The following is a 21,309-nucleotide window of genomic DNA, read 5'->3' on the forward strand; positions in this document are numbered from 1 at the left end:
ATGGAAAAATTATTTGCTTTATTAAAAGAGTACGAAGAAGAAATGATTTCTATCCGCCGGTTTCTTCATGAATACCCTGAAATCTCGTATCAAGAAGTGAAAACACCTGCTTATATAGCTGACTATCACGAAAAGCTCGGTCATGACGTTCGCACCGGTGTAGGTGGCAGGGGTGTTGTCGCTACGCTTCGTGGTGGAAAACCAGGTAAAACAGTTGCGCTTCGGGCTGATTTCGACGCATTAGCCATTCAAGAAGAAAATGACCTTCCATATAAATCAAAAATCGATGGTGCGATGCACGCTTGTGGCCATGACGGACATACAGCAACTTTACTCGTTTTAGCTAAAGCACTTAATAAAATACAGGAAGATATTGAAGGAACAATTGTTTTTATTCACCAATTCGCTGAAGAAATTGCCCCTGGTGGTGCAATTTCTATGATTGAAGATGGTTGCTTAGATGGTGTTGACGCCATATTTGGCACACATATTTGGTCAACCTTCCCTCTTGGTACGATACAAGTCAAAGAAGGACCTATTATGGCTGCAGCTGACCAATTCAATATTCTCATTCAAGGACAAGGTGGTCATGGCTCTGAACCGCATTTAACAAAAGATGCAGTGATGGTTGGCTCCCAATTTGTCGCAAGTGCACAGCAAATTGTTTCTCGCCGAGCGAACCCTCTTCATCCAGCTGTCGTCTCAGTTGGTCATTTTGAAGCATTAAACCCTTTTAATGTCATTGCTGATACAGCTAAACTAATCGGTACAGTAAGAACCTTTGATGAGGATACACGTGATTTAATAGAAAAAGAGCTTGATAACTATTTAAGTTCAACATGCCAGTTATTTGGGGCAACCTATGATTACCAATACAAACGGGGCTACCCCGCTGTTGTTAACCATCCAGAAGAGGCAGCATTTATTGCGAATATCTCTAAGGAAATTGAAGAAGTAACAGAAGTAGTAGAATGTGACCCGCTTATGGGTGGAGAAGATTTCGCTTATTATCTCCAACATGTAAAAGGAGCATTCTTCTTTACAGGGGCACAGGATCCTAATTGGCAAATTACCTATCCTCATCATCACCCACGATTTAATATTGATGAGCGCTCCCTTCTTATCGCAGCTAAAACACTAGGAACAGCTGCTTTAAAGTTTCTTGAAGGAGCAAAAACAGAAACAATTGAAGATTCACTAACTAAATAAAAAAATGAACCCAGTCCGCTTCTTTTTTGCGAACTGGGTTCATCTTTTTTACTTATTGCATAGCATCAATACATTTTCATCAGGGTCAGCAATGAGAAAATAAGCCAAATCACCTACCCATTCTATTTCTTTTACTATTTTTATATCATTCGAGATGACAAATTGATAAGCCTTATCAATATCACGGGTATACAAATTAAACATCGCATGTGAAGCCGGTTTAAAAACAAAGCTAGGGTCTTTTGTATGATCATCAAGGGTCAATCCTGTTTCACCTGTAACAGGGAGGTTAAATACAGGAGATTGAATTTTTTCCTGATCAATTGTTAACCCCATTAAAGTTGCATACCATGTGGCTGAGTACTTTAAGTTCGAGACATGAATAAAAACATTATTTATCTTACTATCAATCGTTAAACTCATTAGAAACACCTCCATCTTCATACGAGCATTCGTTTTACTAAAGATCATTTCTTATTGTGAGAAATAATCTACCATTATACCAACAAATATAATCAACACACAAAATGAAAAAGGAACCTTCTGATTGTTAATGCCTGTTCGTTCCAATATAAAAATCACTCCACCTGTTAGGAAGATATAGAGTAAACTATTGAAAAAGGAACCATTACCTATGAATAGTTGATAGAGTTTAGACGTTAGCCCCATCGTCAATAGGATTAAAGGAATTCTAAGCTTCCACCTCATTCCTTTACACCTTCTTTCAAGAAACAATCTTAAAGCCATTTCTTAACTTTTTAGTAGACTTTTACTGAATACATTACTTCCCTTCTCTCCTTAAAAACTCCTTCCTTTTATTCATGAACCACCTCAGAATAGATTAAGAATAGCGTTGACCTTTTTATCCCTTCTGCTTTTTAAATCGTAAAAATTGTTGCTTTTACGTAGAAATACTTTAGTATCAACAGGAAATTGTTAAAATGACAAAAGAAATAAGCAAGTAAAAAAGAATCCTCATGGTTTTAAATTATAGAAATTTTTAAACACGGTACCTTAAGGTAGTATTTGCATTATTTATTGATCTATCGCGGCAGCTTTTAGATTTCAGCGTCTTCTATTCGAGCTTTTCTCATTGATGAAAGACTAAACCATAATCCGCATAAAATGAGGCCAGCTATCGAAATCCATAAAGCTGTTTTGAAACCTAGTCCGTCAGCGAGGGTACCTCCTAGTGGAGCGCCGATAACGACTGCACTACGGTTGATGGATCGTAGTGTGGCATTCATGCGCCCTTGGAAGTGGGATGGCGTGACATATTGTCGATATCCCATTTCAAGAGGACCTTCGATTCCCATAGCAAAGCCATAAAAGAGCTGGCCTACAATCACAAACATGAGAGCTATGTACGGCGAATCTGAGTTGTTAGCTGCTGGAGCTAGAGCCATCAAGATTACTGCTGGGCCATAAAGAATTCGAGAAAAAGCCATTGCACGCCCGACACCAAAGCGCACCCCGGCTCGAGAAGATAGTGAGGTTCCTGCGACAGCACCAACACCTGCAGCGGCGAGGACACACCCAAGGAGTAAGGCATCGAAGCCAAGTTCAATTAAAAACATGGATACTAGGATTGTCATCGTCATGCTATGAAAGAGAAACCAGGCGTGCGTGTTTAAAGCGAGGGGACGAAGGTATTGGTGTTGATAGACCCATCGCAAACCTTCCTTGATTTGCTGACCAAGTGATCCAGTCTTCACTTTTTTTGAGGTCTGGTGTTTAATCGATGCCATTAATACACCTGAAAACAAATACGATAAGGCATCAAAAAGAAGGGCAAATGGTGCACCAATCAATGAAACAAGTCCGCCCCCAATGGCTGGACCGCTCGTTTCAGCAACCGCTGAGCTTTGTTCCAACCGTGCATTTGCACGTGTTAATAAAGGACGAGGGACTAATTGTGGCACAAAGGACTGGTGGGCAGAATCATTAAAAAGAGACAAAGTACCAAAGAGCACCAGCAGGAACATGAGTAAGCCAATACTGATTACTCCTGTAATAGACATAAAGCAAATGAAGGTAAGTATCATGCCGCGTCCTATATCTGTTACCACCAATACCGTCTTTCGATGAAAACGATCAATCAAAACCCCCGCTATTAATCCCAATAGTACATACGGAAGCCATCTAGATGCTGAAACCCAGCCAACATCAACAGCACTGCCTCCCATATTACCAACCACTAATACCTGAAGAGCCAGAGTTGTAATATATGTGCCAAAGCTTGAAGTTGTCGATGCAATCCAAAAACGAACAAAGCTTTTATGCTCCCTTAATTTCATCGGGACTTCACCTCTTTTGCCAAATTATCCATCTTATAAATATAGTAATCTATTCTCGACTCTATTCTCGACTTTCAAAAAAGTGTAAACATAGAGTTTTATATGGAACGGACCTTGGGGGAATGATGCGTTGCTCTTTTTTCTTATGGAACAAAAAGTAGGTTAGCTGAAGAAGAAATGCTAAAAAAGCAATATCATTTATAAGGTTTGCTATTTTTAATATGATTTTTGTATTCCCTTTTTATTCTCACTACAAGAGGTATATGACCTTGCGATGATGACTTACAAGAGCCTTTAGGAATATATCCATTTTCAAAACAAATACATTGGAAAAGATGATTAATAATACAGCACTTTTTCTCATCAAAAAGTCTTACTGTATTAATCTACTATCAACAGGTGAAGAGAGTCTAATCAATGTGGAGGGCTGTCCAAATGACATGGAAGCATCAATAAAGCTTTCCAAAGATTGGACAGAATCAGTTAAAACTTTAATTAAATAATTATATGATCCAGCCAGTCGATGACATTCAATAACACTAGAATGATTTTTGCAAAACTCTACAAATTGTTCACACTTGGTATTGTCGTATAGTATAAAAGCCATTATGGGTTTTTCTACTTTTTCTGGATTAATGATTGCTTTATAGCCAACAATTATCCCTTTTTCTTCAAGCTTCTTAACTCTCTCATTAACAGCAGGAGTAGATAATCCCACCTTCTTTCCTAATTCAGTGAAAGATGTTCGAGCATTTTCCTGTAAGTGCAATAATATATTTTGATCAATTTCATCCATATTTTTACCTCCTCATTAAAATTTTAAGTCAAACAAACTTTTTTAGTTAAAAAGAAAGATATTTTATAAAATTACAATAAGATTAATATGTAAAAATAGCAACCAATTTATTAGAATTAAACTAGAAAGTTTCCAAAATTATGATAATAAAGGAGATTAAATATGTCTTTAGAAATGAGGAGTAATTGCGAAAAATGTAACAAGGGACTTAATAAAAATTCTTTAGCGTATATTTGTACACATGAATGTACTTTTTGCAAGGAATGCACAGTGCATATGAATTATGTATGCCCTAACTGCGGAGGAGAACTCGTGAAAAGGCCAAGAAGGGAAATTTCATTTAGTTGTCCTATTAGTACATAAGTGTTGAGTACATTTTTAGAAATTACATGTATTTACGAAGGTAGTAAGTATTATAGAGAATATGTCTAGCATATTTCCACCAGTAAAAGGGGAAAATCATTTGAAACAAACTTTTTTAATTATTGATGCTCAACATGAAATAATTGAAGGGAATAACAAATACAATCACTCCATAAAGGAATGGTTGTTTTTTTATACCTTACAATCGGAAATTTCCAGTATTACTAAGTGAATATTTGCTGGACAACAACAATCTATGCGAAAAAGAGCCTAAAAAAGACGAATACTGCTCATTATTTATGTTATAATGACTAGCGACAACTTAAGTCAAATTCCGCTTAGCGGTAGAGGTTCTAGCTAAACCCTCTCAAAAAAACTAAGGAAAAACAGCGCCATTTTCTTAGTGGTGCTGTTTTTCTGTTTAAAAGGAGATTAATTATGAAAAAGAATGAAAAAGCCATTGTCGTATTTAGTGGCGGGCAAGACAGTACTACTTGTTTATTCTGGGCTTTGGAACATTTCTCTGAAGTAGTCGCTGTAACGTTTGATTACAACCAAAGGCATGCAATTGAGATTGACTGTGCCAAAGCAATTACAGCTGATTTACAAATTGAACATCATATTTTAGATATGACACTGCTAAACCAATTAGCGCCTAATGCGTTGACACGATCAAATATCGATGTCAAGAATGGTGAAGATGGGGCATTACCTTCAACCTTCGTACCAGGTAGAAATTTATTATTTCTATCCTTCGCTGGCATTCTCGCTTACCAAATAGGGGCAAGGCATATCATTACAGGTGTATGCGAAACAGATTTTAGTGGTTATCCGGATTGTCGTGATCAATTTATTAAATCATTAAATGTCACTTTAAATTTATCTATGGAAAGGCCATTTGTCATACATACGCCCCTTATGTGGCTAAACAAAGCAGAAACATGGGCGATGGCTGATGATTTTGGCAAACTTGATTATGTTAGAAATAAAACACTCACTTGTTACAATGGTGTCATTGCAGACGGATGTGGCGAATGTCCTGCTTGTGAGCTTCGAATGCAAGGCTTGACTCAGTATTTGCAGGTGAAAATGTCATGAAGGATTTATATGGCTTTCGTATAGTTGAGGAACTCCAGAAAATAGATGAGCATATTCAGAAAGACCAATTAAAATATCATCATAAAAGGGTACTCGTTAGTAAATCCTTTACATTTGATGCGGCCCATCATCTTCATGCTTATGAAGGGAAATGTAAAAATCTACATGGTCATACCTATGAAGTCATATTCGGCATTAGTGGCTATACTGATGATCGTGGAATCGTTGTTGATTTCGCAAATATTAAGCAACTTTGGAAAGAAGAAATTGAAATTCACCTCGATCACAAGTATATTAATGAAACACTACCACCCATGAATACAACAGCAGAAAACATCGTTGTATGGGTTTACGAAAAAATGAAAGAAGCGCTAGTAGATAGCCCGCAACAACTTAGAGTGGAATATGTCAAACTCTATGAAACTCCTACAAGCTTTGCTGAAGTAAGAAGGGAGTGGATGGAAGATGAGTAAAATACCTGTAATGGAAATCTTCGGACCAACCATTCAAGGTGAAGGCATTGTTATTGGCCAGAAAACGATGTTCGTTCGTACTGCTGGATGTGATTACGCTTGTACTTGGTGCGACTCTTCATTTACTTGGGATGGTTCTAGTAAACATTTAATTAAACAAATGACAGCGACAGAAATTTGGCATGAGTTAAAAAACATCGGTGGAGATCACTTTGATTTTGTGACTATTTCTGGAGGCAATCCAGCATTACTAAAAAACCTAGGTGAATTAGTGACGCTTCTCAAAGATAAAAAAGTGCAAACAGCTTTGGAAACACAAGGTAGCAAGTGGCAAGATTGGTTTAAGGATATCGATTTTCTGACATTATCCCCGAAACCACCAAGCTCACAAATGGAAACCGATTTCAATAAGCTAGATGAAATTATTGCTCAACTTGAAGAAAAGCAACCCAATTTAAAAGTTGTGGTCTTTAATGAAGAAGATTTAGCTTATGCAAAAAAAGTCCACTTACGCTATCCAAGACTTTCCTTCTGCTTACAAGTTGGCAACGATGACAGCATGACAGTCAATAACGATGTGCTAAGAAGTAACCTACTAGCTAAATATGAATGGTTAGTAGAGAAAACAATGCATGATAGTGAATTTAAAAGTATAAGAGTTCTCCCTCAATTACACACATATATATGGGGAAATAAGCGCGGCGTTTAACCATTGGTTTTCCTCCTATTTCATATTGGTTCATCTGATGACCCATATGAAATAATGAGGCGAATCCAATGACCAAACAAATCATAAAAGGTATCTACCTCGCTTCTATGGTTACACATATACCCTGGCGCCGGTTAGGTATATATCTGGTGGGGCTACCAGGACCTTGACCTCCTGGATGGACTTCTTGGCCTTTAGCCCTCATAAATTACAATTAATTAGACATATACTTTTTTCACCTTAAAATCAAACACGAATGCATTCTACTTAGGGAGCATGTTTTTGCATACCGAACATAGAATGACATTCGTGTTTATTTTTCATTACTATCCTAGCATCACTTTTTCTGCAGCAGACATACACCTTTCTTGCCATTGCTAACGTAAATCTTCACTATCTAGAGCTTCCATTTATTTTTATTTTACAAATGCTTTAGTTGATAAAGATCAAGTGCTATTCTTACATTCATACAATCCTCCAATGAATCAAGATTAATATTAAGCTTCTCTTCTATTTGCTGAATGCGGTAATAGACTGTATTAGGGTGTAGATGCATCTCTTCGGCTGTTTTCACTGCGTTTTTATCTGTTTGTAAGTATGCGTTAAGCGTTTTTAGCCAATCATTTTTATTTGCTTGTACAATCCCTTCTAAGAATATCATCACAAAAGCAGTAGCATCATCATCTGATACATCGTTTAAGTATCTTCTATACCCTATCTCTCTAAACACTATGACTTTACTGGAATTTTTTCCTTGCTCAACTAAAAAATCAGGCATGATTTGTACATCTTTAAATGAAATGTCAGCTTGTCTTAATGAATCGACAGGTCGTCCTATATATATTAAATTCGGATGATAATATCGTTGAAGTCTCTCTGACCTCGTTTTTAATTCTTCTTCCCTATTCAATATAGAATCTTTAGAAGCGAGCATCACATAAACCATATCCCTACCTGGAAAACAAATAGTTAGAAAGCGATCCTGAAAGACTCTTTTCACCTGATTTTCTATTGAAATAAAACTCTCTAATGCTTCATCATTCATCAACCGTTCGATACCCATAAAGATACATTTGTCTTCGATACTAATCCCATATCTCTTCAAAGCTCTTTGTACTTCTTGAGTAAAGTTATTTTTTAATATATCTTTTAATAATTCTTCTTTTTCCGTGAGTTGATGCTTCATTTGTTCTTGCTGTTTCATTTGTTCAATGGCCATAATAGATGCTGCGTGCTTAAAAGCCAATTCACCAATTAAATTTAATTCCTTCTCCTGTTCAGTTACCACCAAAAAACCAATTGTACCGAAAGAAGACATCACCCCAATTGCTTGACCTACCCATTCTTCTTTTTTATAGATATCAAGCAATCTTGGAATACTTAATTTCTTTGCATTTTTCTTTAACCATTCTTTTATATAGAAATGATGATCTTCAGAAGGAGGATAAGATGTTTTCAAGCGGTAAAGTGAATCAAAGTAAAGAATCGATCCGCTGAACTTTTCCGCTAGCTTCTTTACTAAAGAAAATGTACCGTCCCCTTTTAAAGCCACATGATTCAACTCATTATGTAAAGACAAAATGGTTTCTAATTCTTTTGTTTGTTTTTCCTTTTCTTGAAAAGCTCTAGCATTTACTATAGAAATTGCAATTTGGTGACCGATGGCTTCTAAAAACGCTAAGTCCTCATCGCTAAAAAAACCATCGTTCTTAAAATTATCTATCGTTAAAACACCGATTTTTTTATTTTGATGAATCAATGGCACAGACATACAACTTACAGGTATGGCTGCATGTACCGTTGACTCTAAATAATAATGCAAAGTTTGATTACGCATATTTCCCATTGCCTCTTTAATCTTCTCTGCCGTATGAATCATTTTGCTACAACCATCTTCAAAAACAGAGCCACTAATACCTTCCCCTGCTAAAAGCTTATTTTGTAAATACATCTCCTCTTTAAAGTTGTAAGCTCCTTCTATTTCTAAATATTCCATCTCTTCATTCCATAAAAGAAAGAAGCCTGCATCGGCCTTGTCTATTGATTCAATCACGGCCTCTATAATTTCTTGTACTAATTTTGTTAAACTCGTATTCGATGTAATATTTCTTGAGACATTGATAAATGTATTTAATCTTTGTTTTATTTTTTCATTTTCATACACAGTTATCATCCTAAATTATTGTCATCATTTTATTATCATATATAAAACTTGTCATCGCAACATAACGATTCGTTCCACTTCATATGTTAGTTTCTAGGAGGTGTATGTGATGAATACATTTAAATTACCAGTTGGTATTCAACCGATCCATATCAAGCATAATCGTATAGATATTTTTAAACCGCAGGTAACTTCTTACACGCCCCCAGCTGCCCAACAAAAAATGAATCATGCCATATCAGATAGCCTAAATCAATTAATGAAAGATCAAGGTTACGGACAACCACAAACTGAATTAACTGGTGGATTTGACTTAAAAAACAACCAAAAAGGTGTCTTAAGTTTATCTCTTACAGTTTATTCATACTCAGGGGGTGCACATGGCCTTACTTTTACACGCGGGTTAACATTTAACAGTTTGACTGGTAAGCAATATACACTTGGAGAACTCTTTAAAAAGGATAGTAATTACAAAGTAAGGCTTAACACTCTAATCAAACAGCAGTTGCAGGAAAGAGGTTTAACCACCGACCTTCTCGTACCCTATCCCGGAATCACAGATACCCAATCCTTTTATACCGCTGACCTCACATTGGTCATAATCTTTGATGTGTATAGCTTACTTCCATATGTTTATGGGACAATTTATTTCCCAATTTCACTTTATTCTTTGCAAGATATGATTAATGATGAGGGTCCCTTAGGTAAAATGTTTTCTTAAATACGAAAGGATCCTCAGATGTACTTTTTCTTACAACTGAGGACCCGCTTCATTTGATAGCAAAAAAAGTCAATATTCCCCTAGCTTATATCCGTAAAAATGCAGATCCACAGCAAAGATTTCCTCTACTAGTGCCTTCGTTTCTTCGTTAAATAAACTATTAGCTGTAGGTAAATCCGGCAAATCCTCCTCATCATTGGCAAAATTGATTACTCGGTTTGCATAATCACCCTCTAGCTTCATTCTCGATGAAAAATGATGAGAGGATCTTGCTATCTCATTCATTGGTGAAGCTTTTAGTCCCGCAAGCCTTTCTAACTTTATTAATTCTTGTTGTAAATTCTCTAATTTCACATAACAAATAGGTGCTTGTTCTTCCCCAATTGTATATTGAGGCGCAATATGTTTATCTAATACATGTATGCTTTCGCCGAATGATTTCAATTTGAAGAGATAGTCTTTAAAAGACATACCTTCTGTAATGGTACTTCCTAATTGTGTTAAAAGCCACTCTCCGCTCAATGCATGATAAAAGGAACTAACCGCTCTTCTATAAGGGTTTCTCACGATTTTCACAATCTTTTTTTCACCATTTATTAATTCCTCTTTTAATTCATCCTCGTACCCTGAGCGTTTCCGAAGGACAAAGTCACGATAGTTATGCGTCATTTCGACATTCAACTGAGACAAATCCCCAGCCGCACCGATATGGTACATAAACCATTTATTCACAATTGTGCACCCATTTTTCGGAACCCATAAGAGAACGTATGGAAAATCGGTGGAAAAAAGCGGGATATAAGAAGACATCATCATGTTTTTAACTACTATTTCATTCATTCTTTTTGTCACTGTACGTCGAACTCCTTTCTCCTACTTATAGAATATGAGAAAGGGAATAAGCGGTTACGAATTTGGTGATTTACAGGCAAATGACCTGTACAAGCTGACCTGAAAATACATATGCATAATAATAAGTGAGACAAATATAAGATTGGAGGTTATTTTGTATGGATAGTAGAAAACACATCACTTGGTCTCAATCACAAGTCTCAAAAGAAAATCGGCAAAAATTACACAATCATAAAAGTTGTATGGTTTGGTTAACTGGTTTATCAGGTTCTGGTAAATCAACCATAGCAAACATTGTACAAACTAAATTATACGAATTAAATATGAGTACTTATCTATTAGATGGTGATAACTTACGGCACGGGATCAATAAAAACTTAGGATTTAGTAGTGAAGATAGAAAAGAGAATATTCGCCGTACAGCTGAAATAGGCAAATTATTTGTAGATGCAGGCATTGTTGTTTTGGCAGCACTGATTTCCCCGTTCGAGGAAGATCGAAAGCTAGCCCGCTTTCTTTTTACCGAAGATGAGTTTATTGAAATATATGTGGAATGTTCTTTAGAAGAATGTGAATTGCGAGATCCTAAAGGACTTTACAAGAAAGCCCGTTTAGGAGAAATCAAAAATTTTACTGGCATCGATCAAATATATGAACCTCCCCAGTCTCCAGACCTTGTTATTTCGACCAACTCGAAATCAGCTGAAGAGTGTGCAAATGAACTCGTAAACTACTTAATTGAGCGACTTAAGTGAAGGAGGAATAATGGAAATGACAAACTCTATTCCACATGGTGGACATTTAATTAATAGAAAAAACATAAATGCAAACACGAGTCATATCACTAAGCAGATCAAACTCGATGGCACCTCTTTATCTGACCTTGAACTAATTAGTAATGGTGCTTATAGCCCTTTAGAAGGTTTTCTAACTTCAACTGACTATTATTCTGTCCTTCATGAAATGAGACTAGCCAATCACCTTATCTGGAGCATTCCAATTACTTTACCTCTATCAAAAAAAGAAGCCGAGTTACTAAAAATCAATGATAAAGCGAATTTAGTCTATGATGGTTGTGTTTATGGATATATTGAAATTAGCGATATTTTTCTGCCAGATAAACAAAAAGAAGCCAGTATAATTTATCAAACACTTGACCGCAATCACCCAGGTGTCGACAAACTTTTTAATCGTGGTGAAGTTTATGTTGGCGGCCATGTCACATTAACAAAAGAAATCAAAAAACCACCTTTTCTTGAAGGGTTTCAATTAGAACCAGCAGAAGTAAGAAAATATATTGCTACCCAAGGGTGGGAGACGGTTGTGGGATTTCAAACAAGAAACCCCGTTCATCGCGCACATGAATATATTCAAAAATTAGCATTAGAATTAGTTGATGGCTTACTGCTTCATCCCCTTGTTGGCGAAACAAAAAAAGATGATATTCCAGCAGAAACAAGAATGAAAAGCTATCAAGTTTTACTAGCACATTATTATCCGCAAGAAAGAGTTTTATTGTCATCTTATCCACAGGCAATGAGGTACGCTGGCCCAAGAGAAGCACTTCATCATGCGATTGCACGAAAAAATTATGGATGTACACATTTTATTGTTGGCAGAGACCATGCTGGTGTTGGTGATTATTATGGCACATATGATGCCCAGAAGATATTTTCAACATTCCCTAAGGAAGAACTAGGAATAACCATATTACCTTTTGAACACACCTTTTATTGCATTAAATGTGATGGCATGGCCTCACATAAAACATGTCCCCATGATACTTCTTTACACCTTCATCTTTCAGGAACAAAGGTAAGGGAAATGTTAAAACAAGGAACTACTCTCCCGAAGCAATTTAGTAGGCCAGAGGTTATTGAAATAATTATGGATGCTATGAAAAAGAAGGATTAAAGAATGTTTTGGATTTTTCCATTCCTCATGGAGATAACTTCGTCTCAAATATAATTCTGTAGACCCTTTCATACATGCATTTGCTATTGGTACCTTGTCCTTATAAGCCAGGAATTAAAATCTCAACCAACTCTAAATAGTTATCATGTATATAGTATTTATCTAAGGGTTCCTGGCTGATTTCAAACAATTAGTACCATCGCCTTTGAGCAAATACCTCCTTCATCTTTACCTATGCTGCCATTAATCAATCCGCTTATCTGGAGGATTTGTTCTTAGCTTATTGGACATCCTCTTAATAAACTCCCTTAAAATTCTTGAAAGCCCATTATTCTTATGATAAATATAACCAAATGCATACGTATTATTAAGCGGGGGAGCGAAATCGACAATAACAAACTCACTACTTTTTGATAAACCGACATCTGTCTTAAAAGCATAATCAAATCCAATGTTGATTGCTGTATTGTTCTCTAGTGAATTCTTAATCGTATCAATATTATTTGTTATAAGACGAATATCTAAAGCGGGTAAATTAAACCTTTTCATAAAATCAGATATATAAATATCATCATACAAGATGATTGGTTGTCCTTTAAGCATTTCTTCAGTAATTTGGCTGTATTTTGTTAGTTGAGAATTCTTATTTATTGCAGCTACCATATGTCCATCCAATAACTTATTAAAGATCAACGTACGATATTTATGTTCTTCCTTCTCGTTATAAGTAATAAGGCCAACATCAACCTCACCATCTTGAACTTTTTTAATAATTGCTTCTGTACTATTCTCATAAACAGCCGTTTTAATATCCGGATAATCCATTTTTAGTTTTGAAATAACTTCCACCAAAATGCCCATGGGGCCAGGGTAAGTAGCAACTCTTATTTCCCCACTCATTGTATTTGTATAAGCTTCTGCTTCATCAATAAAATCTTGGTATGCTAATAGGACATACTTTGCTTTTTCGATAAGTTTATGCCCTTCCTCAGTAGGTACAGATCCCCTTCGTGAACGATGAAACAAAGTAATATTTAATTCACTTTCTAAACTTTTAATCGATTGACTTAATGCAGGTAAAGTCAAATGTAATTCATCTGCTGCTTGTTTTAAAGAACCTGTTCTAGCTATCACAACAATATATTTCAATTGTTCAATATTCATAAGAAGCATCCTCTTTAGTTAAGTTTTGATTAACCTTAGTTAATAATAACTAAATTTATCATAAGGTAAATTAGTTGTATACTTTTAATCGTAACAAATTATACAAAATATTTAGGGGATGTAATGATATGAAAGCATTAAGATGGCATAACCAAAAAGACATTCGTCTAGAAGATATTGACGAACCTATCGTTCAATCAGGGCAAGTAAAAATAAAAGTCAAATGGTGCGGTATTTGCGGAAGCGATTTACATGAATATCTAGGCGGACCTATTTTTATACCTGTTGATAAGCCACATCCATTAACAAATGAAACAGCTCCGATTACACTAGGACATGAATTCTCTGGAGAGATTGTCGAAATTGGCGACAGTGTAAGTAAGCTCAAAGTTGGTGACCGAGTAGTAGTAGAACCAATTTTTGCGACACACGGACACCAAGGTGCTTATAACTTAGACGAACAAATGGGATTTTTAGGCCTAGCAGGAGGTGGCGGTGGTTTTAGTGAATACGTAGCCGTTGATGAAGAGCTACTTTTTAAACTGCCAGATGATCTCTCTTTTGAACAAGGAGCCCTTGTCGAACCTGCTGCAGTAGCTCTCTATGCAGTACGATCTAGTAAAGTAAAAGCTGGAGATAAGGTAGCTGTATTTGGCTGCGGCCCAATCGGTTTACTTGTAATAGAAGCTTTAAAAGCCGCTGGCGCAACAGATATTTATGCTGTTGAACTTTCACCTGAACGACAAGCAAAAGCAAGAGAATTAGGGGCAACTATAATAAACCCAGCCGAAGTAGATGACACTGTTGCGGAAATTGCTAGATTAACTAATGGTGGTGTGAATGTCTCTTTTGAAGTTACTGGCGTACCAGTTGTACTTAAACAAGCAATTCAATCTACTGGAATTGGTGGGGAAACAATTATCGTAAGCATTTGGGAAAAAGGGGCAGAGATCCTTCCAAATGATATTGTAATGAAAGAACGGACTGTTAAAGGAATCATCGGATATCGTGATGTTTTCCCTGCCGTATTATCACTTATGCAAAAAGGCTACTTCCAAGCCAGCCAACTCGTTACGAAGAAGATTACCTTAGACGAGGTAATTGAAGAAGGTTTTGAAACATTGGTTAAAGAAAAAGCACAGGTCAAAATTTTAGTAAAATCTGAACAATCATGACATTACCACCCTAGCCAGCTATTTTAGCTGGCTACTTTTATATGAATTTAGTTTCATTTCTCTTTAGCAAAATCCTCTATATCATTTCCCCATAAATGAGGTATTCCATTTGAGAAACACCTCATCTCATACACTTTCCATGCACTCTTGTACAAAAAAATCATATGTTAAATTAGATTACTTTTAAAGGGGAAGGACTATGAGGAAACTAATTATTTTTGCCTTTATTGGTTTTTTTGCACAGTTAATAGATGGCTCCCTTGGCATGGCGTATGGTGTAACTTCATCAACTCTTTTACTTACTTTTGGAATCGCTCCTGCTGTCGCCTCAGCATCTGTCCATTTAGCCGAAGTTGTAACGACTGCTGCCTCAGGTGCATCACACATAAAGTTTGGCAATGTTGACAAACAAGCGGTTTTTCGTTTAATTATTCCGGGATCAATTGGTGCATTTATAGGAGCTTGCTTCTTAAGTCAACTACCTGGTGATGTGGTTAAACCTTATATTGCTGGATTTCTACTTCTTTTAGGTTTATTTGTTTTTTTTCGGTTTCTTTTCCAATACGAAGTAAAAAGACAAAAACAAACTTTACATTTATCGCGAAAGCAAGCAATTCCACTTGGACTTATTGCCGGCTTTGCAGATGCAACAGGTGGTGGTGGATGGGGACCAATTGCCACACCTGTTTTACTATCCAAAAAAGGGATATCTGCTAGAAAAGTAATTGGCACAGTGGATACTAGTGAATTCGCCATTGCACTGTCTGCTAGCGTTGGTTTTTTCATTGCTTTAGGCTGGGAGGAACTGAATTGGACTTGGGTCATTGCTTTAATGATCGGTGGCATTATTGCTGCTCCTATTGCAGCTTGGTTAGTTAAAGTGTTGCCACCATATCTATTAGGAGTACTCGTTGGTGGATTTATTGTCCTTACTAACGCCAGGACGATCTTATTGACCTTCCAAACGCCTGATATATGGATTTATCTAATCTATGTCGTTATTTTCTTACTTTGGATTAGTGGTATTATTTTTGTCATCAGCAAGAATAAAAGAAATAAGAACTAGTCTCCATTACAAAAAAAGTCATCTTCTCTCGTTTTGGAAGATGACTTTTAAAATGGAAAAGAATGTGAGCGATAGTTAATTCCAAGTTCATTGAACCACTGATTGATTCCAGTCCAAAGATGCTCACAAGCTTCATATACAATTTCACTAATGTCCCAATCTCTTTGAAGAATAAGTTTCACTAATTGTTCATAGCCATGAGGTTTGGTGGCAATTCCTAATGATTCTTCAAGCATCCTTGTTTTTGAACGAAAATAATAACGATTAGCTAAGCCAATTAACTTAGCACCTTGTTCACAAAACTCCACTGCATTTAACAACAATGATGTTTCATCCTGAAGGAGCCTTAAGTTTCTTATTTTAGCCATCTTCACGTACAACTCTTCAATCATACACTTTTTCATTACATCTTTTATCTCGTAGCTAGATATTTGCAGGGGGATGCTTTTCATTTTTGAGAAAAACATAATCGGATCATAGATAGGCATCGTATGTATGAAACGTGCAACGTTTAATGACCAATCTGAATTTATTTCTTTCGCAGACGTTATGTATTGCTGTTTTTGCAGCGACTCAATGGTCACCTTAAACGGCGGATAAATAAACTGAAAATCATCGATTCGTTGTCCATCAAAAACAATCACTTGAAAATTTATATCTGAATAAGGACCATCCTCATCAAGGGCAAATGAGCCATAGACACCGATAGCCATGATTTTCTCATCATATACTTTTAATAAACGTTCCTTCACAATATCGATGAATCTGTCTTTTTCGATTCGAGATGTTGGTTGTGGAAGTAAAAACATGATATCACTGCTTTCGTTGACTGAAGATTTCCTTTAGAAAATGATAATAGGATAGGCATTCACAATATAGGATGATATTAACCGGTATACTTCTCTTCTATTATCGGTTAAATTTGAAAATAAGTCATCATTTTTGCAGAAAACTTCCTTTGTCAGTTTGGCTCTTTTTACTCTATGGCTCTATGAAGGTATATATTGATAGTGAAGTAAAAATACAACTTCCATAAAAACTTTGCACGGTAAAAAAATTCAAAATATTTTGATTTATTTTGAAGAACGAGTTATAATAAACAATGTATCATTAAATTATTATAAGGAGGATTATTAAAAATGGGTCATTCATATGTCAGACTTCGTATCTCAACTTTGAACTCATAAATTTAATACGTTCAAAGGCTCTGTTTTGTGTATACAGAGTAAACGGGATTAGTCTGCCCTTTTTAAATAATCTTCATTTCCTACAAAAAATATGTAATGTGAAGAAAGGCTGAGTTATGCTTTTCTTTTTTTACGTATGATTACCTTTCTTTTTTAGAAAAAAAGTAGGTTTATTTGGTTGCGACTATCTAGGATTTCCCCTTATCTTATGAAGATAGGCTTTCTTCCCTCTACTCTGAATCACAGGCAGATCCCTTTGATTTATTAATTTTCGAAGGGAAGAGATAGTATGACGAGGAAGAGTAAGAAGACCCATAAATACTGTGAAAAAAAATTAAAAAGTATGAAGTTCCCCAATTTTTCTGGCCAGCATCTGATGAGTAATAAGAAATTACTTAATGAAATTATTGAACGAGCAAATATAAATAGTAGTGATATAGTTTTAGAATTAGGAGCTGGGAAAGGAGCTTTAACCTCATTATTAGCGAACAGTGCAGGAAAGGTCCTTGCAGTAGAATATGATTTGAAGTATGTCGAAATTCTAAAGAAAAAAACGGCACAGAATATTAACACGCAAATTATCCATAAGGACATTATGAAGGTTTTTTTACCCAATGAGCATTTTGTCGTTGTCTCGAATATACCCTACTCCATTACAACTCCGATCATGAAGATGCTTTTAAATAATCCATCAAGTGGATTTCAAAAAGGGGTCATTGTAATGGAGAAAGGGGCTGCAAAACGCTTTACCTCAAAGTCAGTCAAAGATTCTTATGTGTTAGCTTGGAGAATGTGGTTTGATATACACTATATCAAAGACATCTCAAGAAATAATTTTTCTCCCCCACCCAAAGTAGATTCTGCAATGGTTCTAATAACTAGAAGGAAAGAACCCATTGTCCAGAAAAAATATTATTTAGCTTTCCTTGGACTGGCACAATATGCCCTAAAGCAATCTAATGCCCCTTTAGATATTGCTTTGCGAGGAATATTTACACTTCCACAGTTAAAACATATAAAAAAAAGCTTAGGTATTTCAAATGGAACACCCATTGGTTCTTTAACAAATACGCAATGGGGGATTGTGTTCAATACGATGATTAATTATGTTCAACGACCTTTATGGCCAAAAGTTAAAAAGAAGTAACTGGCTGAGGAAGAAACGAGTTATCTCTCTAATTCAAAGAAATGATTGAAAATTGAAATGTAATTATTGTACACCTATGTCAATAATTAGACCCATAAACCTGATGTTCTTCGTTTTAGTTATTTTGTACTCTAAGGAATGTCTAACTTTTGTAGACATTCCTTAGATCAATCTAATAATATTTTCCCCTTCTAAAACAAACCCGCACCCTGCTTAAGTACGATGTTTCACAATGTGTTCATGTAATGTTTAAATTAAAGAGTTTCTTATGAGTCGCTTAGTACAATTTTTTTAGCAGATTGGTTTTTATTGAGGGATGGCTTTAGCTCAGCAATTAAGATTGCAATCATAATTAATACCGCACCCGTAACGGGTTTCAATAGAGAATTGTGCATTCCGCACATCCTATAATGTGTAAACCCGACTAGCAGACTAAAAAAAAACTACTACAGGAGCTAGTGACAGCAGCATTTACATTAAATTTAAGCAATAAAACGAATCATCGCAATCTCATCACAAGCATCATTTTTAGGGCATGACATACAATCTACCCAGACCTTCTCTGGTAGTGAATGGCGAGACACTACAGTAAAATCACATTTAGCAAAGAATTCTTGCTCATAGGTTAATGAGATAAGCCTTTGTATCCCTAATTTCACAGCTTCTTCTGCCACTTTATTGACTAGCAGGCGGCCGATTCCATTACCCGCATATTGATCATCTACAACAAGGGAGCGGATTTCAGCTAGGTCTTCTCCCAATACATGTAAACCTGCAACGCCGACAATCTTCTCCTCTTCTTTCATTACATATAAACATTGTAAATGTTGATAGAGTGATAGATATGACCTTGGTAGGACAATGCCCTTATCAGCGTAAACTTTGATTAATTGATGAATTTGTTTCACATCCGTACTAACTGCATTAAAAATTTCCATTGCCGTGAACCCCTTTTATATGTAATATAATAAAAATACATCATAACGGATTTTTATTCAATATAATAATATGAAAAAAGGGAAAATTCAAATAAAAAAATACAGATAGCTAAAAAGCTATCTGCAACTTGTATTATTATTTTTCAACTATGCGCTTCATTGTATGAATTTGACCTTGATGATTTGCTTCATGATAAGCAGACAACATTGCTAGTTGGCCTACAGTTTTTTGCCCTAATATGGCTTCAGGTAATTCTTGATTGAATACATCATTGGGGATTTTATTTATTCGAACGATTTGATTTTGTAGTTGATCAATTAGAAAATTTACAGACGGGACTTCTCCTGTCCAATCACTCGGCTTTGTGCCGTAACCAAATAACTGCAAATAATTCTCAGAAAGATGATCTGTGTTGTTTGGATAATTCATTATGAATTGCTCAGTCACTGTTAGGACATGTCCAATATGCCAATGGATTGTATTATTGAAGCCTTCAGGTTGAACATCTAATAAATCTTGCGGGATGTTTTTTACTTCTCTTAATAGATTGTTTCTTGTTAATTCTAGTTGATACTTGATTGCTTCACTCATTTGTTAAACACTCCTTAAAATAAAATTTAACAGCTGCCATCTGTGCAAGCATCGCCTTGTTTAATTACATTCAATGGTTGGCTTTGCTTTTCCTCTTCGATTACTTTTGTTAATACTTCAGAAAAAACATTTGAAGGTTGAGCCCCTGAAACGGCATACTTGCGATTAAAGACAAAGAATGGCACACCTTGCACACCTAACTGCACACCCTCTTGCATATCTGCCTCTACTTCTTTTTTATATTGATCAGAAGCTAGAACAGATGTTACCTCTTCTTTATCTAATCCTACAGCTGCTGCGATATCAACTAATGATTCTATTTCCCCTACATGTTTTCCTTCGACAAAATAACTTTTAAGTAATTGCTCTTTCATTTCGCTCATCTTACCTTTCTCTTTCGCTAGGTGGATTAGGCGATGAGCATCTAAGGTATTTGTCATTTTAGCATCGTTTAGATGATAATCTAAGCCTACCTCATTCGCTTGTGCCGTTACTTGTTTTTGCATTTGTTCAACTTGCTCAACAGACTGGCCGTATTTCTTTGCCAGCATTTGATTCATCGTTTCTGTAGTATTTTGTGGAGCATTTGGATCCAATTGAAAGCTTTTATACACCACTTCTACCTCATCTTTTTGATCGAAGCCAACAAGGGCATGTTCAAACTTTCTTTTGCCAATATAACAGAAAGGGCAAGCAATATCTGACCAAATTTCTACTTTCATTCTATTCCCTACTTTCTATAAACCTTTTAGTATTTGTTTAGTGACTGATAATGCATCCATTACACGATCACTATTTGTTTTCGTACTGCTCATTACATTTATACCTTGAATGATCACCATAAGAAACCGTGCCAACAACAAGTTGTCAGTTTGCGAAGTAATTGATCGATCTTTCTTTCCTCTTTCAATAGCACTAATAAATACTTCTTCTATTTCTTGAAATTGCTCATTAATAAGCTGACAAAACGCTTGATCATGTGGACCCATTTCAATCGCTTCATTGCTTGTCATGCACCCACATGGTAAACCATCCTCTGCATGAACCATTTTTAATAAGAAGGTTTCTATTGCCTCATAACCATTATCGCCATTTTGTATGATGTCCTGAAGTTGTTTGAGCTGTTCCTCATGATACATACGAAAGGCGGCTATAAATAAGTCATATTTATTACCATACGCTTGATAAATACTACTTTTGCTTAAACCGGTGACTTCTTGTAGATCAGAGAGAGACGTTGCATGATATCCTTTTTTCCAAAACAAAATCATGACAGCTTTTAATTTTAATTGCGGATTAAAATTTAATGGACGAGCCAAAATGTCCTCCCTCCTTAATAAATGTAGTATACCAATTAAGAACCGATTAGTCCAAAACTAAAGTTACGAACTAGGTAGGTGTGTACCAAAAAAGTTCCTTATAGCAAAAAGTTGATATTAAATGA

Annotated in this window: 23 protein-coding genes and 1 riboswitch; of the genes, 11 read left to right on the plus strand and 12 right to left on the minus strand. The window is 35.8% G+C overall.

Features of this window, described 5'->3' with window-relative positions:
• Positions 1-1,209, plus strand: coding sequence for a M20 family metallopeptidase (locus tag MKX29_RS03005; protein ID WP_224935061.1), 1,209 nt, complete (start codon positions 1-3; stop codon positions 1,207-1,209).
• Between the two features lie 48 nt (positions 1,210-1,257).
• Here MKX29_RS03005 and MKX29_RS03010 read toward each other — a convergent pair whose 3' ends face one another.
• The 3 genes from MKX29_RS03010 to MKX29_RS03020 form a co-directional block, all read right to left on the minus strand.
• Positions 1,258-1,632, minus strand: a complete 375-nt coding sequence (locus tag MKX29_RS03010; protein ID WP_224935058.1) for a VOC family protein — start codon at positions 1,630-1,632, stop codon at positions 1,258-1,260.
• A 635-nt stretch (positions 1,633-2,267) separates the two neighbouring features.
• Positions 2,268-3,506: an MFS transporter gene (locus MKX29_RS03015; protein ID WP_251162900.1), complete on the minus strand. Its 1,239-nt coding sequence runs from the start codon at positions 3,504-3,506 to the stop codon at positions 2,268-2,270.
• Positions 3,507-3,879: 373 nt separating this feature from the next.
• Complete coding sequence (locus MKX29_RS03020; protein WP_251162899.1) at positions 3,880-4,302, minus strand: Lrp/AsnC family transcriptional regulator; 423 nt, start codon at positions 4,300-4,302, stop codon at positions 3,880-3,882.
• 162 nt (positions 4,303-4,464) lie between these two features.
• On the opposite strand from MKX29_RS03020, the gene MKX29_RS03025 reads away from it, so the two are divergent.
• From MKX29_RS03025 to queE, 4 genes are all read left to right on the plus strand, one after another.
• Positions 4,465-4,665: a DUF1272 domain-containing protein gene (locus tag MKX29_RS03025; protein WP_251162898.1), complete on the plus strand. Its 201-nt coding sequence runs from the start codon at positions 4,465-4,467 to the stop codon at positions 4,663-4,665.
• A gap of 341 nt (positions 4,666-5,006) precedes the next feature.
• Positions 5,007-5,051: riboswitch (PreQ1 riboswitch) on the plus strand.
• Between the two features lie 52 nt (positions 5,052-5,103).
• Complete coding sequence (gene queC, locus MKX29_RS03030; RefSeq protein WP_224935043.1) at positions 5,104-5,763, plus strand: 7-cyano-7-deazaguanine synthase QueC; 660 nt, start codon at positions 5,104-5,106, stop codon at positions 5,761-5,763.
• Positions 5,760-6,236 (plus strand): 6-carboxytetrahydropterin synthase QueD, encoded by a 477-nt coding sequence (gene queD, locus MKX29_RS03035; RefSeq protein ID WP_251162897.1) that lies wholly within the window; start codon positions 5,760-5,762, stop codon positions 6,234-6,236. Before queC ends, queD begins: the two co-directional genes overlap by 4 nt.
• Positions 6,229-6,945, plus strand: a complete 717-nt coding sequence (gene queE / locus MKX29_RS03040; RefSeq protein WP_224935038.1) for a 7-carboxy-7-deazaguanine synthase QueE — start codon at positions 6,229-6,231, stop codon at positions 6,943-6,945. Before queD ends, queE begins: the two co-directional genes overlap by 8 nt.
• A gap of 421 nt (positions 6,946-7,366) precedes the next feature.
• On the opposite strand, the gene MKX29_RS03045 is transcribed toward queE, so the two are convergent.
• Positions 7,367-9,109 (minus strand): helix-turn-helix domain-containing protein, encoded by a 1,743-nt coding sequence (locus tag MKX29_RS03045; RefSeq protein ID WP_224935036.1) that lies wholly within the window; start codon positions 9,107-9,109, stop codon positions 7,367-7,369.
• Between the two features lie 109 nt (positions 9,110-9,218).
• Here MKX29_RS03045 and MKX29_RS03050 point away from each other — a divergent pair, with 109 nt between their 5' ends.
• The gene (locus MKX29_RS03050) at positions 9,219-9,830 is read left to right on the plus strand and encodes a DUF3298 and DUF4163 domain-containing protein (RefSeq protein ID WP_224935034.1); all 612 of its coding nucleotides are present in this window, start codon (positions 9,219-9,221) and stop codon (positions 9,828-9,830) included.
• Between the two features lie 69 nt (positions 9,831-9,899).
• Here the strand turns inward: MKX29_RS03050 and MKX29_RS03055 are convergent, their stop codons facing one another.
• On the minus strand, positions 9,900-10,682 hold the full coding sequence (locus MKX29_RS03055; protein ID WP_341103898.1) for a sulfotransferase family 2 domain-containing protein: 783 nt from the start codon (positions 10,680-10,682) through the stop codon (positions 9,900-9,902).
• A gap of 158 nt (positions 10,683-10,840) precedes the next feature.
• Here MKX29_RS03055 and cysC point away from each other — a divergent pair, with 158 nt between their 5' ends.
• Together cysC and sat are read left to right on the plus strand one after the other, a co-directional pair.
• Positions 10,841-11,437 carry an adenylyl-sulfate kinase gene (gene cysC / locus MKX29_RS03060; protein ID WP_224935030.1) on the plus strand — a complete coding sequence of 199 codons (597 nt, stop codon included), beginning with the start codon at positions 10,841-10,843 and terminating at the stop codon, positions 11,435-11,437.
• 16 nt (positions 11,438-11,453) lie between these two features.
• A complete protein-coding gene (gene sat / locus MKX29_RS03065) occupies positions 11,454-12,596 on the plus strand; it encodes a sulfate adenylyltransferase (RefSeq protein ID WP_224935028.1) in 1,143 nt (380 codons plus the stop codon).
• Positions 12,597-12,839: 243 nt separating this feature from the next.
• On the opposite strand, the gene MKX29_RS03070 is transcribed toward sat, so the two are convergent.
• Positions 12,840-13,760, minus strand: a complete 921-nt coding sequence (locus MKX29_RS03070) for a LysR family transcriptional regulator (protein WP_224935026.1) — start codon at positions 13,758-13,760, stop codon at positions 12,840-12,842.
• A 128-nt stretch (positions 13,761-13,888) separates the two neighbouring features.
• On the opposite strand from MKX29_RS03070, the gene MKX29_RS03075 reads away from it, so the two are divergent.
• Together MKX29_RS03075 and MKX29_RS03080 are read left to right on the plus strand one after the other, a co-directional pair.
• On the plus strand, positions 13,889-14,935 hold the full coding sequence (locus MKX29_RS03075) for a 2,3-butanediol dehydrogenase (protein ID WP_224935024.1): 1,047 nt from the start codon (positions 13,889-13,891) through the stop codon (positions 14,933-14,935).
• Positions 14,936-15,134: 199 nt separating this feature from the next.
• Positions 15,135-16,001, plus strand: coding sequence for a sulfite exporter TauE/SafE family protein (locus MKX29_RS03080; protein ID WP_095370240.1), 867 nt, complete (start codon positions 15,135-15,137; stop codon positions 15,999-16,001).
• Positions 16,002-16,048: 47 nt separating this feature from the next.
• On the opposite strand, the gene MKX29_RS03085 is transcribed toward MKX29_RS03080, so the two are convergent.
• Positions 16,049-16,810, minus strand: coding sequence for a kanamycin nucleotidyltransferase C-terminal domain-containing protein (locus MKX29_RS03085; protein WP_095370241.1), 762 nt, complete (start codon positions 16,808-16,810; stop codon positions 16,049-16,051).
• 667 nt (positions 16,811-17,477) lie between these two features.
• Between MKX29_RS03085 and erm the strand changes: the two genes are divergently transcribed.
• The gene (erm, locus tag MKX29_RS03090) at positions 17,478-18,335 is read left to right on the plus strand and encodes a 23S ribosomal RNA methyltransferase Erm (protein WP_224935020.1); all 858 of its coding nucleotides are present in this window, start codon (positions 17,478-17,480) and stop codon (positions 18,333-18,335) included.
• 266 nt (positions 18,336-18,601) lie between these two features.
• Here the strand turns inward: erm and MKX29_RS03095 are convergent, their stop codons facing one another.
• From MKX29_RS03095 to MKX29_RS03115, 5 genes are all read right to left on the minus strand, one after another.
• Complete coding sequence (locus MKX29_RS03095) at positions 18,602-18,730, minus strand: hypothetical protein (RefSeq protein WP_263624095.1); 129 nt, start codon at positions 18,728-18,730, stop codon at positions 18,602-18,604.
• A gap of 87 nt (positions 18,731-18,817) precedes the next feature.
• Positions 18,818-19,273: an N-acetyltransferase gene (locus tag MKX29_RS03100; protein WP_224935017.1), complete on the minus strand. Its 456-nt coding sequence runs from the start codon at positions 19,271-19,273 to the stop codon at positions 18,818-18,820.
• 136 nt (positions 19,274-19,409) lie between these two features.
• Positions 19,410-19,865 (minus strand): DinB family protein, encoded by a 456-nt coding sequence (locus tag MKX29_RS03105; RefSeq protein ID WP_224935015.1) that lies wholly within the window; start codon positions 19,863-19,865, stop codon positions 19,410-19,412.
• A 26-nt stretch (positions 19,866-19,891) separates the two neighbouring features.
• Positions 19,892-20,587 (minus strand): DsbA family oxidoreductase, encoded by a 696-nt coding sequence (locus MKX29_RS03110; RefSeq protein WP_224935013.1) that lies wholly within the window; start codon positions 20,585-20,587, stop codon positions 19,892-19,894.
• Positions 20,588-20,602: 15 nt separating this feature from the next.
• Positions 20,603-21,184, minus strand: a complete 582-nt coding sequence (locus tag MKX29_RS03115; protein WP_224935011.1) for a TetR/AcrR family transcriptional regulator — start codon at positions 21,182-21,184, stop codon at positions 20,603-20,605.
• Positions 21,185-21,309 lie beyond the last annotated feature (125 nt).

Origin of the sequence: Cytobacillus sp. FSL R7-0696, assembly GCF_038006865.1 — a bacterium.
Classification (GTDB): Bacteria; Bacillota; Bacilli; order Bacillales; family Cytobacillaceae; genus Cytobacillus; species Cytobacillus kochii.

Bases quoted from the DNA above. Each gene is read 5' to 3' on its own strand.
- MKX29_RS03005 (WP_224935061.1), top strand. From the start codon at position 1: ATGGAAAAATTATTTGCTTTATTAAAAGAGTACGAAGAAGAAATGATT.
- MKX29_RS03010 (WP_224935058.1), bottom strand. From the start codon at position 1,632: ATGAGTTTAACGATTGATAGTAAGATAAATAATGTTTTTATTCATGTC.
- MKX29_RS03015 (WP_251162900.1), bottom strand. From the start codon at position 3,506: ATGAAATTAAGGGAGCATAAAAGCTTTGTTCGTTTTTGGATTGCATCG.
- MKX29_RS03020 (WP_251162899.1), bottom strand. From the start codon at position 4,302: ATGGATGAAATTGATCAAAATATATTATTGCACTTACAGGAAAATGCT.
- MKX29_RS03025 (WP_251162898.1), top strand. From the start codon at position 4,465: ATGTCTTTAGAAATGAGGAGTAATTGCGAAAAATGTAACAAGGGACTT.
- queC (WP_224935043.1), top strand. From the start codon at position 5,104: ATGAAAAAGAATGAAAAAGCCATTGTCGTATTTAGTGGCGGGCAAGAC.
- queD (WP_251162897.1), top strand. From the start codon at position 5,760: ATGAAGGATTTATATGGCTTTCGTATAGTTGAGGAACTCCAGAAAATA.
- queE (WP_224935038.1), top strand. From the start codon at position 6,229: ATGAGTAAAATACCTGTAATGGAAATCTTCGGACCAACCATTCAAGGT.
- MKX29_RS03050 (WP_224935034.1), top strand. From the start codon at position 9,219: ATGAATACATTTAAATTACCAGTTGGTATTCAACCGATCCATATCAAG.
- cysC (WP_224935030.1), top strand. From the start codon at position 10,841: ATGGATAGTAGAAAACACATCACTTGGTCTCAATCACAAGTCTCAAAA.
- sat (WP_224935028.1), top strand. From the start codon at position 11,454: ATGACAAACTCTATTCCACATGGTGGACATTTAATTAATAGAAAAAAC.
- MKX29_RS03070 (WP_224935026.1), bottom strand. From the start codon at position 13,760: ATGAATATTGAACAATTGAAATATATTGTTGTGATAGCTAGAACAGGT.
- MKX29_RS03075 (WP_224935024.1), top strand. From the start codon at position 13,889: ATGAAAGCATTAAGATGGCATAACCAAAAAGACATTCGTCTAGAAGAT.
- MKX29_RS03080 (WP_095370240.1), top strand. From the start codon at position 15,135: ATGAGGAAACTAATTATTTTTGCCTTTATTGGTTTTTTTGCACAGTTA.
- MKX29_RS03085 (WP_095370241.1), bottom strand. From the start codon at position 16,810: ATGTTTTTACTTCCACAACCAACATCTCGAATCGAAAAAGACAGATTC.
- erm (WP_224935020.1), top strand. From the start codon at position 17,478: ATGACGAGGAAGAGTAAGAAGACCCATAAATACTGTGAAAAAAAATTA.
- MKX29_RS03095 (WP_263624095.1), bottom strand. From the start codon at position 18,730: ATGCACAATTCTCTATTGAAACCCGTTACGGGTGCGGTATTAATTATG.
- MKX29_RS03100 (WP_224935017.1), bottom strand. From the start codon at position 19,273: ATGGAAATTTTTAATGCAGTTAGTACGGATGTGAAACAAATTCATCAA.
- MKX29_RS03105 (WP_224935015.1), bottom strand. From the start codon at position 19,865: ATGAGTGAAGCAATCAAGTATCAACTAGAATTAACAAGAAACAATCTA.
- MKX29_RS03110 (WP_224935013.1), bottom strand. From the start codon at position 20,587: ATGAAAGTAGAAATTTGGTCAGATATTGCTTGCCCTTTCTGTTATATT.